Consider the following 11,901-nt stretch of genomic DNA (forward strand, 5'->3'; position numbering starts at 1 on the left):
GACAAGATCGATGGATGGCGGGTGTGGGTCGGCGTGCTGGTCAGGATCCGTATCGGTGGCGGAGCTGACGCTCCTGCTCGGGGGGCAGGTCCCGGGTGGCGACCAGGAAGACGCCGGCGCCGAGCTTCTCGGCATTGGCGCGTAGCGCGAACGCCGCGCCTACGGCGTAGTCGTGGACCCGCTGCGCGGTCGCGGCGTCGATGGCACGTAGATCCATGATGACGGCGCCCTTGTCGCGGAAGGTCTCCACGATCCGGCCGCAGTCGGAGAGATCCTCGGCCAGGACCGTGTCGGGCTCTCTCGGGTCCTCGGGTGTGGTCACCGCGGTGGATCTCATGCACAGATTGTCGGTCGTGGGCCGCGCGGGCATGGCCCGTTTCGTCTGGCTGACACAGCCGGTGCTGGTTCTCCGATCACCGCTCCCACCATTTTCTGATCTTGTCGGGAATGGTTCGTTTTCGACACACGTCTCTCGATGGCCACAGGCTGCCGTGTTCGGCGGACGGAGAGAGCGTGCGCGGGGATGATCGTGTCGTGAGTATCGGAGAGGATGCGGAGCGGCAGCGCGCGGCGGCGGTACTGGCGGGGGAGTTCGCGAGACGGGCGGCCGCTGGTGCCCGGGAGATACACGATGTCGATGACAGCAAGCCGGTGGCGCTGGCGTTGGCCTCGATCGCGCTGTCGCTGGGGGTGCTGGCGGATCAGGCCACGGCGGGTCCGATCCCGGGGATCGCGGTCTTCAACCAGTCGAGTTGATCTTTCGTTGAGGGTGTCGCTTCCCCTCTCGGGCGGTCGTTCCGGTTCTAAGGATGTGGAACGACTGACCTCGGGTCGCTCCCGACTGCGGAAACGGGCCCCAGGATGTTCCGGAATTCGTTCCACAACATGCGTTCCGAAACGATAATACGGGGACGACTTCCGGTACGATCTTCGCGTGCCTGCCACTCCCCTGCATCCCTCCGCCGGGCTTGATCTCGGCTACGCCCGGGTGTCCACCACCAAGCAGAGCCTCGAGCGCCAGCTGGACGCCCTGGCCGCGGCCGGCATCCCGGATGAGCGGATCTACACCGACAAGAAGACCGGCGCCACCGTCGACCGCGAGGGCCTGGCCGCGCTGCTCGCCTACGCCCGCACCGGCGACACGATCGTCGTCCACACACTGGACCGGCTCGGCCGTAACCTGCGCGAGGTCCTCAATCTCGTACATGACCTCGCCGAGAAGGGCGTCGGCGTGCGTTCCCTGGCCGACCCGCTGCCGATCAACACCGCGGATGAGGGCATGGGCCGCATCGCCTTCCTCCTGCTGGCGCTGTTCGCCGAGATGGAGCGCACCTTCACCGCCGAACGCGCCGCCAACGCCCGCGCTGTCGCCGAGGCCAAGGGCCGCCATGTCGGCCGGCCCATCGCCCACCCCCCGGACAAGATCGATTACGCTCGGCTCCTCAAAGCCCGCGGCGAGAGCCTCGGCGCGATCGCCACCAAGACCGGCATCCCGAAGACCTCGCTGCACCGCTACCTGGCAGACGCCGAACCCGCGCCGTCATAGCCCGTCGCACGGCGGGGGACAGCGGGCGCTGTCCCCCGCCGTGCGGGGTATCTCGGCCCCGGCCTGGACATCAGTTCCGGCCGGGGCCGTCCCATGTGTCGAGTTGGGAGATCAGGCTGCCCAGTTCCAGATCTTGCTGACGGTGCGGGCGAGTGCGTTCGGGTGGATCTGCCAGCCGTGGGTGGTCCAGGTGGCGGGCAGCAGCCCGTCGGCGATCCATGCGATGAGGATCCGGGGCTTGGTGTGGGCGCGGAATGCGGCCTGGTCCAGGCTGAGCGTGCTGGTGGGCGTGGTGCGCGGTGCAAGATCCATGACTTCCCCCTAGGCGTGCAACCGGTGCTTCACGGTGCGTGCCGGGGAGCGTGCGACCAGCGGGTTTGCCCTGTCCATGGTGATAGCGGAACGTTGTCGGACTGTTGCCCTGCGACAAACAGTGGGAGTCCGGACGGGCCAGCCGGTCTGGTTCGGATGGATCAGCGTCTGGTGGTTCGTCCGGGTGCCGAACGTGCGGCGGCCCCGGCCAGCACCTCGCCGACCGGGGCCGATGGTGATGTTTATCGGCGCCGGTGGGGTGCCGGCTGACCGCCGAAGATCTCCGCCCACCCGGGAGTGCCGGCCGCGACCGTCTCCGTCCCGCCATTGACCTTGTATGTGATCGACTCGCCGTGCTCGAAGTCGACGACCTCGATCTCGGGGAGCTCGTTCTGGCTGGCGTCTGTCATCTGACCCCTTCCCTACCTGTTCTCGTACCAAAATGGTACGAGAACAGGTAGGGGTTGTCATCCCGTTTTGGGACAGGAATGGCTACGTCGGCGACGGAGCGGGGGGTCAGGTGGTGGTGCGGACCGCGGCGAGTGTCGGGCCGCCGCAGGCGGTGCAGGCGCGGACGTGGGCGGTGTGGGGGATGCACAGGCCGTCGATCCGGTCGGTGCCGGCGAGGCCGCTGATCGGGTTCGCCGCCCAGTCGCCGGCGTGGAACGCGCAGGTCGCCAGCCGTCGTCGACGGCTGGCGACCACGACATGGTGCGGGTGCACGCCGGGCGGGGCGTCGTGGCTCACGGCTGCTCCTCGAGCGGTGCGGCGGGGGTGGTCTCGGCGTCGGCGGCGCTGATCATGAGGGTGGCCATCTGGGCCTGGACGAGTTGGAGGGTGGCGTCGGTGGTGGTCAGGTGGGTGTCGAGGTCGGCCTGGTACTGCTCGGCGGCGGTCTTGACGGCGGTGTAGCGCTGGTGGAGCTGGCGGACCTGGTAGGGCTTGGGACCGTCGGCCTGGACGCGGGCGATGTCGCGGGCCAGGGATTCCAGGTCGGCTTGGGCCTTGGCCGAGAACGCGCTGTCGACCATGGTGCGCATCTCGCCGGCGTCGGGCAGGGGGACGCGGGTGAGTTCTCCGCCGAACCGGCCGGCGAGCTCGCGGAGCGCGGCGAGGGCCTGGGTGTGGCGGTGGTGCACGAAGTAGACCCCGGGGTGGATCCGTACCGCGGTGAGCGCGCGTTCGATGATGTCGCGCAGCATCTTGCGGAGCCGGTCGGCGGAGACGTACTGGCTGCGGGTGTTGTAGTCGGTGGTGATCGCGCCGATCAGGTCGGTGATCAGGGTGCGTTCGTCGGGGCCGAGCCGGTCGACGGTCTCCTGCTCGGCGGTGAGGATCATCGTCCCGGATCCCTCGGGCAGGTTGGGGTCGGTCGCGCGGACGAACTCGGCGGTGGCGAGGCGGACCTCGTAGGACAGCGCTTCGTCGGCGTGGTCGGCGAGCTCGCGCACGAGGTGGCGCACCATGCGGGTCTCGTCGCGGGCGACGTTGCGCATCATCAGGGTGACGGTCTGGCCCTGGCTGGCGTGGTTGCGGCCGCGGTGGGTGCCCAGGGGGTAGCGGGCCTTCGCCGCGGACGTGGCTTTCTCGTAGGCGGCGTCCTGGCGGGGCGGGCCAGGCAGGAACTCGACGGACAGGCCCAGCTCGGTGAACCACTCGCGCAGCTCGGTCTCGCCGCACTGCTCGACGTCGGTGACGTTGTAGATGACCAGGTTGCCCAGCAGTCCCTCCCCGTCCTCGCCGACCGAGTTGGTCACGCCGGTCAGGTACCGGTTCAGGGTGGGGTCCGAGGTGGTCAGGTCCGGGGGCTCGGGGACGGTCGGCGAGGACACGGGGGGATCCCTTCAGGTCGAAAACGCGCGTTTTCCATGATGCTCGGTGACCGCGTCAACACGCGGCCGCCAGGCGGGGGTCAGATGGCGCGGAACAGGTCGGCGGTGGCACGGGTATCGGTCAGGTCCGCGACGCGGCGCACGTCGTCGCAGATGGCTTCCAGGTCGGCGGGGTCGTCCGCCCAGTCCCCGACGGTGACCGCGAACACCCGGAACCCCAGCCGGTGGCGGCGGGCTTTCCACGCGGTGATCCAGGCGGGCTCGAGCTCGGCCGCCCCATCGGTGATGATCACAATGTCGGCTTTCGCGCGGCCGGTCGCGTTGAACTCGGCCTCCAGCAGCCCGGCGGCGGCGTCCAGCGCCGGGGCGAACACGGTGCCCCCGCCGGGGAACGTCTCCGCGAACCGGATCTGCTCGCCGAGGTCGACGGGCAGGTCGGCGGGGAACACGATCGGGTCGATGGGCTCGCTGGCGAACAGGATCCCGGCGAACGCCCGTACCGGGCGGGCGGCGCGGGCGGAGTCGAGCAACGCCAACGCGAGGGCCTTGGCGTAGGCCTCCCCGGTCAGCCCGTGGGTGTCCCAGTTGGTCATCGAGGTGGAACAGTCGACCACGGCGATGATCGCCCCTTGGGCGTCATGGTCGATGCCGCGCTGGTCATAGACCATGAGCTGGCGGTCGGCGTAGCGGATCGCGAACTGCGCCCGCAACGCCGGCACGGCCAGGGCCACCAGCTCGTCGGGGACCAGGGCGGCGAGGTCGTCGCCCAACGTGACGCCGACGTACTCGCCTTTCGCGTGCTCGACACGGCGGGCCCGCTGGGCGGTGGCCATCTGCCGGAACCGGCCGATCAGCGCCGCGAACGCGGCGAGTTTCCCGCCGCGCATCTTCTCCGCCAGGCGCATCCGCTCGCCGGCGTCCAGGCGCTCGAGCTGGCCGGGTTCGACGCCCCAGCCGGTCATCACCGCCGCCTCGGCGGCCAGCGCCGTCTCCGCGCCGGCGGCGGCCGTCCGGGCCGCCGCGCGGAGCCGGGCGACGGTCAGGTCCCCGCCGTCCTCCCCGACCCCGGCCTCCTGGGCGGCCTGGGCGGCGGTGGTCGCGTCCGCGTCGGCGCCTTCCGCCTCGGCGACCGCCCGCTGCACGTCCACCGACAGCGGCCGGCTGACCTCCCCACCCGGGTCGTCGTCGACGTCGTCCTCGGCGTTGGCGAGTGCCTCACGTACCGCTTCGGCGGCCGCGGCGGCTTCCCGGCGGGCTTTGCGGAGCTGGCGCCGGGCCTCCTTGCCCGGCCCGCGGGGCGGGGTCTTGTCCAGGGTGGCGAGCATCTGGTGCAGCGCACCGGACTGGGCCAGCACGCCCATCGCCGCGGCGTACGGGTCCCCGGCGCTGATCCGGCGTAGCTCGCGCTGTTCGGGGGTGCCGGCTTGCGCGGCGAGGATCGCCCGCGCCGGCAGCCGCGCCGGCTCCACGTCGGCGGTGTCGGCGACGTGGGGGTCGCGGGCGTAGGCGGCCAGCCACAGATCCCGGGCCAGACCCGGAATGCCGTACCGGTCGGTCAGATCGGCGTCCAGGCTGGCTAGGGCCGGGCAGTCCTCGCGGGTCTGTTCCCACACCGCCAGGTCCGCCCGGTCGTCGGTGAGCACCAGCGGGTCCGGCCGGCCGGACCACGGCGCGGCCGCGGTCTGCAGCTCGCCGAGGCGGGTCACCGACGCCCCCGCCGGCCATCCAAGCTGGGGATCTTGTCCGCGTCGACGCCGAGGGCCTCGGACAGCAGCCGGGTGTAGACGTGCTGGGCCCGCTCCGCGGCCCGCTGATACGGCGCCGGGGTCCGCCCCGCCCGCACCGCCGAGTCCCGGATCCCCGCCAGCCGCTTCGCGGCGGTGGCCAGCTTCGTGTTCTGCCCGACCGCCCACTCCCGCAGCCGGTTCTCGTCACCGTCGGCGGCAAGCTTGTCCAGCTCGGCGGCGATCCGGTCCACCTCGTCGGCGAGGTCGGCCAGGTCCCGGTCATCGGGGGACAGGTAGCCGCGCACGACCCGGTCCACCGTGCCCCGGTGCGCCGGGGAGTCCCACAGCACGTGGGCGAGCACCGCGAGGTCTTCCACGGCCACCTCCGTCCGGCCCTCCAGCCAGGCGGAGGCTTGGAGCACCCGGACCGCCTGCTTCCACCGCCGATCCGAGCTGGTGATCTCCCGGCCGCGCAGGTCCGCCCGCAGGTCCCGCACCGCGGTGATGACCCCACCCGGCAGATCCACCGCCGGAACCAGGGCGGCGACGGCGTGCTGGACGTCGGCCAGGCCCACCGTGGTCCGCGTCGCCGGCGGCCCGGACGCGACCGCCGAGCGCAGCAGCGCGTCGAACGAGTCGGCCTCGGTCAGGTAGTCGACCTCCATCCGGATCAGCAGCCGGTCGTACAGCGCCGCGGTCGTCTCGTCCTCTGCCAGCTCGTTCGACGCGCAGACCGCGCTGACCAGCGGGCAGCCGATCGGCTGCCCGCCGGACTCGGGGTGGTAGATCCGCTCGTTCAGGAACGCCAACATCGAGTTCAGCGCCGCCGACGAGCATTTGAAGATCTCGTCCAGGAACGCGACGTGCGCCCGGGTGGCGTGCCCGTCGAGCACCTGGCGGTGCTCACCGCGGGCGGTCAACGCGGCCAGGTCCACCGGGCCGAAAATCGCACTCGGGGCGATGAACTTGTGCAGCAAGATCTCCCAGTACGTCGCGGCCTCGATCCGGCCGGTCAGCTCCCGCACGATCGCGGACTTACCGGTGCCGGGCGGGCCCAGCAGCAGCGTGTGCTGCCCCGCGAGCAGCCCCGTCACGATCATCTGGATCTCGACATCGCGTTCCTGGTACAGCGTGCCGACCTCGGTCATCACCGCCTCCAGCCCGGCACGCAACCCGGCTCCGGCCCCTGCCGGCTGGCCCTGCGTCTGACCCTGCATTCGCCTGTCTCCCAACGACATTCACCTGGCGGGGACACACGCCGTGTGGCGCACCCCCGACGCTAACCAATCATGACCATGAAGTCAAAAACGAACGTTTTCAACACTCGGATCTGTGACGATCCGGGCTGATGAGCGGGTGCCGCGGTCCTCCCTGCTATCTCCGTGGAGGGCTCCGAGACTCCTCCGGCTCTCAGAGCCGGAGGATCCCGTCGGCGCTGTCGGTGCTGGTCAGCGGCCTGTGGGATCCTCCGTAGCCCGGCCAGACGCACCCGGTGTTTCGCAGAGTTCTCCGGGTACGGGGGACCCCCGGGGGGCGGGGCTTGGGGGGGTCAGCCCCCGTCGGCCGGCGGGGGCTTGGGGGTCCGGCGACGCCCTCCAGGTCGGGGGGTCTGCTCGGCCTGGAGGGCGTCGCGTTCGGTCTCGGCGCGCACGGCGCGTTCGCGGGCCTGATCGAGCTGGGCGCGCAGCGCGGCGAGCTCGGCGGTGGTGCTGTCCCGCAGGACGGCGAGGTCGGCGGAGAGTCCATCCCGCTCGCGGGTGAGGGTGAGCGCCGCGGCCTCGGCGCTACGGCGGGCCTCGATCTCGCTCTCGGCGCGGGCGGCCGCGGCGGTGGCCCGGTCCTCGGCCGCGGCCGCCGAGGCCTGGGCGGCCTCGGCGGCCGCGGTGGCCCGGGCCGCGGTGGTGGCCTCGGTCCGCCAGGACTGCTCGGCGGCGGCCGCCCGCTCCTCCGCCGCGCCGGCCGCGGCGCGGGCAGCGACGGCGTCGGCGGTGGCCTGGGCGGCCTGCGCCTGCGCGGCGGCCCGGGCGCCGTCCGCGGCCTGGGCGCGCTGGCGGGCATCGTCCGCGTCCGCGAGCGCGACCGTGCGGGCCTCCTGTGCTGCGGCGGCGGCCGCCTGGGCCTGGTCGCGGTCGGCCACCGCGGCGGCGGCGATGTTCTGGGCCTCCTGCGCGGCGGTGCTCGCGGCGGTGACGGTCTCCTGCGCGGCGGTGGCCGCCGCGCGAGCCTGCGCCGCGTCCTCGGTGGCCGTCGCGGCCTGCGTCAGCGCCGTGTCCCGAGCCATGGTCGCCGCGGCCGCCGTCGCCCGCGCGGCCTCCGCCTCGGCGGCCGCGGTGTCGCGCTCCGCCGTCGCCGAGGCGACCTGCTCGGCCGCGACCCGGCGGACCTCCTGCGCCTCCGCGGTCGCCGCGGCGATCCTCGCCGCGGCCGCCGCCTCGGTCTGCGCGGCCGCGGCCTGAATCCCCGCCGGCGTCAGCTCGCCGGCCAGGCCGTCCGCGAGCCGGTCCACGTACATCGCGAGGCGGTCCATCACCTCCTCCACCGCGGCGACATCCCCGCCGACCCCGCCGGCGGCGCGGCGCGCCGCCCGGGCCCGCTTCGCTTCCTCCTGGCAGTTCCGGCCGGTCTCCGCCGGGTCGCAGTACCGGCGCTTACGCCCGGCACCGCCGGCACGCTGCGGCACGTCACGGCCACACCACTGACACGGCAACACCACCGGCGCCACCGGAGACGACAGGGACACGGCAGGCTCGGCATCGAGCGGAAGCTCCGTCATACCGAGCACCCTACCCGTAAAAACAGATTTGCGTTTCCGGAAATCCAGTTTTACGGGTAGGGTGATCGTGTCGCGGGCCGGCCGGCCCGCCCCGTGAAGGGCCCTTGTGGACCGCGACGAACGCTGCCGGCTCGTCGTGCACCACCCCGGCGCCTACCCGGCTGCCCGACGAGCTGCACGACGCGATCGGCCACCAGGGGTAGCGTGCCGACCATGGTCGATCATCACGTGACCGGTGCGGCTGGCTGTGGCTGTGGCTGCGGCCGCCCGGTCCCACCCGCGCCGGCCAGCGGGGGCCGGGCCGCGGTGTACGCCTCCCGGGCCTGCCAGCAGCGCGCCTACCGGGCCCGCCTCGCCGTCCGGGCCAGCGCACCGGCGGACCCGCCGAGTGTGGCCGGGCTGCTGGGCGCGGTCCGCGCCGTGGGCCTGGCCCTGGACGGCGGCGCGGTTCCTGACCCGGAGCTGGTGGCCACGGTCCGCCACGAGATGGCCGGGCTACTGGCCCGGCTGCCCACCGCGGCCGGCCCCGGCGAGGACACCGGCCGGCCCGCGCCCACCGACGGGCCGGGGGAGAGCCTGACGGATCTGACGGCCACGCTGGCGGGCGGCCAGGCACTGCTGGACACCGCCGCGGCCACCCTGGCCCGCCACGGCCGCGGCCACACCCTGCGCCGACCCGACGGGGCGCCGGCGGGGACCTACCGGCTGCTGCTGACCGGCGGCGTCTATGGCGGGACCCTCACCCGGGACCACCGCGGGTGGACCGGCTGGGTCCCCGGCCCGGTACCGCACCGGACCCGGGTCCACCGCACCCGCGCCGCCGCGGCGGCCGCCATCCTCGAGGCCCTGGCCGCCCACCGCCGCACCCGCCGACGGCGCCGCTGACACCCCGACGATCGTCACGTGACGTTCAAACAGGGAGATGATCACCCCCTGGGCTCCGTTAGACCCTCCGGTATTCCCTCCGCTTCGGGGGCCGCTATCCCCTCCCACTAGGGACGGAGGGGGCCGGAGGGGACGAGACAGGCCGCACAGCGCAGGTCAGGGCCCCGCCGCCCCCTCCGCTGGCCGTCCAGGCTCCCCTGTCGTGGACCGAAGATGTCGACGGGGACGGCCCGGGGGGCGGGGGCCTACGAGTCGTGGCCCACTCAGGTACAGCCAGCACCCCCGCTGACCAGCCCACTGTGCACCCGGACAACGCCCCACTCAGCAGGGCCCCGGACAGGTACGCGGACAGGACCACGGTTGGGGCCTCCCACAGGCTGTCACCACAGCGAGGCCGTGAGCGACACAGCCCCGCGCTGTGCACCCGCCCGACGGTCAGGCCGGGTCGGTCTCAACCCGCCGCTCCAGCTCGCGGTAGACGGTGCTGCGCCCCCGCCCGACGATGGCGGCCACCCGATCCGCCGGCACGCCCCGGGCCCGGGCCGCCTGCGCCGCGGTCCACATCGCCTCCTCCGCCGTGTCCGCGCGGCGGACCGCGACCACCAGCGTGTCCAGCGCGGCCTGGTCCTCGGGAGTGCGGGGCGTCCATACCGGTCGGGCCATACCCACCACCCTACCGTTAGCGACTCATATTGACACGACAACCTTACCCGGTTAACGTGTCATTTTGACACGACAACCCGGGGGGTGTCTGCGGACATCCCGCCCGATCAGAGGAGCCCCACGAAGAAGCGGACCTGCCAGCAGACCTCTCACACCAACCAGGGCGAGGTCGTGGAGGCCGCGTACCTCTGGACGTCCCACTCCGCCACGACGACGCCCCCTGACGTCCCGCTGTGCACCGAGCACACCGCCCAGTGGCGGGCCCGCTCCGAGCAGGACGGACAACACCCCCAGCGCATCCACTCCATCCACCTCGACTGACCCCCGGAGACGACCATGTCCACGTCCGCCGTCACCGTCATCTCGTTCGGCTACCTGCACGGCCCCGCCCCCACCGGCGCGCACCTCACCATCGACGTACGCCGGCACTTCCGCGACCCGCACATCAACCCCGCGCTACGCGAACTCACCGCCCACGACCAAGCCGTCATCGACACCGTCCTGGCCACCCCCGGCATCCCCGCCTTGGTCGACGCCACCGCCGCGGCGGTCACCGCCTACCTCACCGGCCCGTCCACCGGACCCGTCACCGTCGCCGTGGGCTGCGCCGGCGGCCGCCACCGCGCCGCCACCGTCGCGACCGTCCTCGCCGACCGGCTCGGCGCCCACCTGGTCCACCGCGACCTGCACCGACCCGTCGTCACCGCCGGCCGCGACTGACCCCCCACACTCACCCGAGGGCCCCGCGCCCGGCACCCCCATGCCGGCCGGGGCCCTCAGCCGTCCCCGGACCCGCCCGCCCCCGCGATCCCGCCGACCTCACCCCCAGCGACACCCCCACCATCCGTGATCATGATGAGCGCCGCCCCCTCCATGCCCGCCCTGGACCCGCACCGCGCGCCACCCGGCACCGACCCGCGGACCCTCGTGGCGCGCGAGTGGGCTCAAGTCAACAGCGTTGACTATCACTCGTCCGGCGGATTGATCACATACCACCAAAGATCAAAAGCGCACCGAGGCGGGGCGGTCATCATGATCGTTTGCGGGTTTCGGGTCCGCTCGGCGCACGATCCGGACCGCCCACGGCCGGCGAGGCACGGGTGTCTCGTGCCGTCGCGGCGCACGCCGTGACGGAGCCCTCCCCACACGACGCCCGGCGCCGGGCAACGTCGTGGGCGTGCCCGGGTTTCATAAATCCGGCCGGGCCTGAGGCGCTCGAGGAACGCTGGGCAACGTCGCCCAGGGCTCGCCTGGGGTTTCGGCAACGTGGTCCTGGCCCCCGCCGGCGAGCCGGGCGTCGGGTCACGCCCCGACCGGCATGCTGGTGATGTTGACCGTCCGTGTCCCGAGGAGTTTCGGCAACCGAGTCCTGGTGGCCGCGGGCGACGCGCGGTGGGGGAGGCGGGGGCGACGCGCCCGGCGAGCACGGCCCGCCAGGGCCGTGCGCAGCCCGGTGCGCGGCCGCTCCTGCCGGGCCCCGCGCGGCGCGGCGCGCACGGCGGCCGCGGCCGCCCTTGAGGTCGTACCGAAAGTTCGCGACGATCTTTGTCCGGGGGTCCCGGGGAGTCCAGGGCGTTAGCGCCTCTGGGTCGGGCTAGCGGCCCTCCTGCTAACCGTTAGCACCTGAGCTAGCACCCGAAACCGGCCTTGATCTGGCTGTTAGTGGGTTAGCGACCTCCCCGCGAAACCCTCGGAAACGGCCCGTGAGCGGCCCGACGGCCCCTCCTCCGGCCCAGCTGCTAGCGGCCTCGGGCCCGGTCGGATTTCTGAAACCCGGGACGGTCGTCACGTGACGACCGAACTTTCGGCGACCTGGTCGGGCAACTTCCGGCGATGGTTCCCGCCATGGTTCCCACGGTGGTTCCGGCGGTGGTTCCGGCGACCTCGGCGGCCGGGTGGACGTCGTCGCAGGTCAGCCCGGGTAGGCAACCAGCCTGGCCGTATCCGACATGTCTTCTGTCCCGTGTGGTTGACCGTGGCCGTCAGCGCACCCGCCGGACACGCCGGGATCCCGCCCTGCCGCGTTCGCCTGGCACCGTGCGGTGCCGTGGTCCTGGCCCTCGCCGGCGAGCCCCCCGGCGCCGGCGGGGTAGCGGTAGCGGCCTGACCCGCCCGGCACCCCGGCCCGGGCCCGGTTTCGGCAACCGCGCCTGGCCGGCGGCT

At 73.0% G+C, this 11,901-nt stretch carries 14 protein-coding genes; 5 read left to right on the forward strand and 9 right to left on the reverse strand.

The window, feature by feature from the left end; all coding sequences use genetic code 11:
* Positions 1-40 precede the first annotated feature (40 nt).
* Positions 41-337 carry a cell division protein SepF gene (locus B056_RS0126675; RefSeq protein WP_084647255.1) on the reverse strand — a complete coding sequence of 99 codons (297 nt, stop codon included), beginning with the start codon at positions 335-337 and terminating at the stop codon, positions 41-43.
* Positions 338-534: 197 nt separating this feature from the next.
* Between B056_RS0126675 and B056_RS0126680 the strand changes: the two genes are divergently transcribed.
* Both B056_RS0126680 and B056_RS0126685 read left to right on the forward strand, forming a co-directional pair.
* A complete protein-coding gene (locus B056_RS0126680; protein WP_018504912.1) occupies positions 535-756 on the forward strand; it encodes a hypothetical protein in 222 nt (73 codons plus the stop codon).
* Positions 757-934: 178 nt separating this feature from the next.
* Positions 935-1,546: a recombinase family protein gene (locus B056_RS0126685; RefSeq protein WP_018504913.1), complete on the forward strand. Its 612-nt coding sequence runs from the start codon at positions 935-937 to the stop codon at positions 1,544-1,546.
* A gap of 111 nt (positions 1,547-1,657) precedes the next feature.
* On the opposite strand, the gene B056_RS0126690 is transcribed toward B056_RS0126685, so the two are convergent.
* The 7 genes from B056_RS0126690 to B056_RS38120 all read right to left on the reverse strand — a co-directional run bounded on the left by B056_RS0126690 (position 1,658) and on the right by B056_RS38120 (position 8,097).
* On the reverse strand, positions 1,658-1,858 hold the full coding sequence (locus B056_RS0126690; RefSeq protein ID WP_018504914.1) for a cysteine hydrolase family protein: 201 nt from the start codon (positions 1,856-1,858) through the stop codon (positions 1,658-1,660).
* Positions 1,859-2,100: 242 nt separating this feature from the next.
* The gene (locus tag B056_RS43115) at positions 2,101-2,268 is read right to left on the reverse strand and encodes a hypothetical protein (RefSeq protein WP_018504915.1); all 168 of its coding nucleotides are present in this window, start codon (positions 2,266-2,268) and stop codon (positions 2,101-2,103) included.
* 106 nt (positions 2,269-2,374) lie between these two features.
* Entirely contained in the window at positions 2,375-2,605 is a 231-nt protein-coding gene (locus tag B056_RS0126700) for a hypothetical protein (RefSeq protein ID WP_018504916.1), read from the reverse strand.
* Entirely contained in the window at positions 2,602-3,690 is a 1,089-nt protein-coding gene (locus tag B056_RS0126705) for a DUF6744 family protein (protein ID WP_018504917.1), read from the reverse strand. The genes B056_RS0126700 and B056_RS0126705 overlap by 4 nt, the downstream gene beginning before the upstream one ends.
* An 80-nt stretch (positions 3,691-3,770) precedes the next feature.
* The gene (locus B056_RS38115; protein ID WP_018504918.1) at positions 3,771-5,396 is read right to left on the reverse strand and encodes a vWA domain-containing protein; all 1,626 of its coding nucleotides are present in this window, start codon (positions 5,394-5,396) and stop codon (positions 3,771-3,773) included.
* The gene (locus B056_RS0126715) at positions 5,393-6,634 is read right to left on the reverse strand and encodes an AAA family ATPase (RefSeq protein ID WP_018504919.1); all 1,242 of its coding nucleotides are present in this window, start codon (positions 6,632-6,634) and stop codon (positions 5,393-5,395) included. The genes B056_RS38115 and B056_RS0126715 overlap by 4 nt, the downstream gene beginning before the upstream one ends.
* A gap of 332 nt (positions 6,635-6,966) precedes the next feature.
* Positions 6,967-8,097, reverse strand: a complete 1,131-nt coding sequence (locus B056_RS38120) for a hypothetical protein (RefSeq protein ID WP_018504920.1) — start codon at positions 8,095-8,097, stop codon at positions 6,967-6,969.
* 306 nt (positions 8,098-8,403) lie between these two features.
* Here B056_RS38120 and B056_RS0126725 point away from each other — a divergent pair, with 306 nt between their 5' ends.
* Positions 8,404-9,075, forward strand: coding sequence for a hypothetical protein (locus B056_RS0126725; RefSeq protein ID WP_230203206.1), 672 nt, complete (start codon positions 8,404-8,406; stop codon positions 9,073-9,075).
* A gap of 435 nt (positions 9,076-9,510) precedes the next feature.
* On the opposite strand, the gene B056_RS0126730 is transcribed toward B056_RS0126725, so the two are convergent.
* The gene (locus B056_RS0126730) at positions 9,511-9,738 is read right to left on the reverse strand and encodes a hypothetical protein (protein ID WP_018504922.1); all 228 of its coding nucleotides are present in this window, start codon (positions 9,736-9,738) and stop codon (positions 9,511-9,513) included.
* Between the two features lie 84 nt (positions 9,739-9,822).
* On the opposite strand from B056_RS0126730, the gene B056_RS0126735 reads away from it, so the two are divergent.
* Complete coding sequence (locus B056_RS0126735) at positions 9,823-10,059, forward strand: hypothetical protein (RefSeq protein WP_018504923.1); 237 nt, start codon at positions 9,823-9,825, stop codon at positions 10,057-10,059.
* A 15-nt stretch (positions 10,060-10,074) separates the two neighbouring features.
* Complete coding sequence (locus tag B056_RS0126740; protein WP_018504924.1) at positions 10,075-10,458, forward strand: RapZ C-terminal domain-containing protein; 384 nt, start codon at positions 10,075-10,077, stop codon at positions 10,456-10,458.
* The last annotated feature ends 1,443 nt before the right edge of the window (positions 10,459-11,901 follow it).

The organism is Parafrankia discariae (genome assembly GCF_000373365.1).
Classification (GTDB): domain Bacteria; phylum Actinomycetota; class Actinomycetes; order Frankiales; family Frankiaceae; genus Parafrankia; species Parafrankia discariae.

Excerpts from the sequence above, each read along its gene's own strand:
- B056_RS0126715 (WP_018504919.1), bottom strand. The coding sequence starts at position 6,634 with ATGCAGGGTCAGACGCAGGGCCAGCCGGCAGGGGCCGGAGCCGGGTTG.
- B056_RS0126725 (WP_230203206.1), top strand. The coding sequence starts at position 8,404 with ATGGTCGATCATCACGTGACCGGTGCGGCTGGCTGTGGCTGTGGCTGC.
- B056_RS43115 (WP_018504915.1), bottom strand. The coding sequence starts at position 2,268 with ATGACAGACGCCAGCCAGAACGAGCTCCCCGAGATCGAGGTCGTCGAC.
- B056_RS0126690 (WP_018504914.1), bottom strand. The coding sequence starts at position 1,858 with ATGGATCTTGCACCGCGCACCACGCCCACCAGCACGCTCAGCCTGGAC.
- B056_RS0126675 (WP_084647255.1), bottom strand. The coding sequence starts at position 337 with ATGAGATCCACCGCGGTGACCACACCCGAGGACCCGAGAGAGCCCGAC.
- B056_RS0126740 (WP_018504924.1), top strand. The coding sequence starts at position 10,075 with ATGTCCACGTCCGCCGTCACCGTCATCTCGTTCGGCTACCTGCACGGC.
- B056_RS0126730 (WP_018504922.1), bottom strand. The coding sequence starts at position 9,738 with ATGGCCCGACCGGTATGGACGCCCCGCACTCCCGAGGACCAGGCCGCG.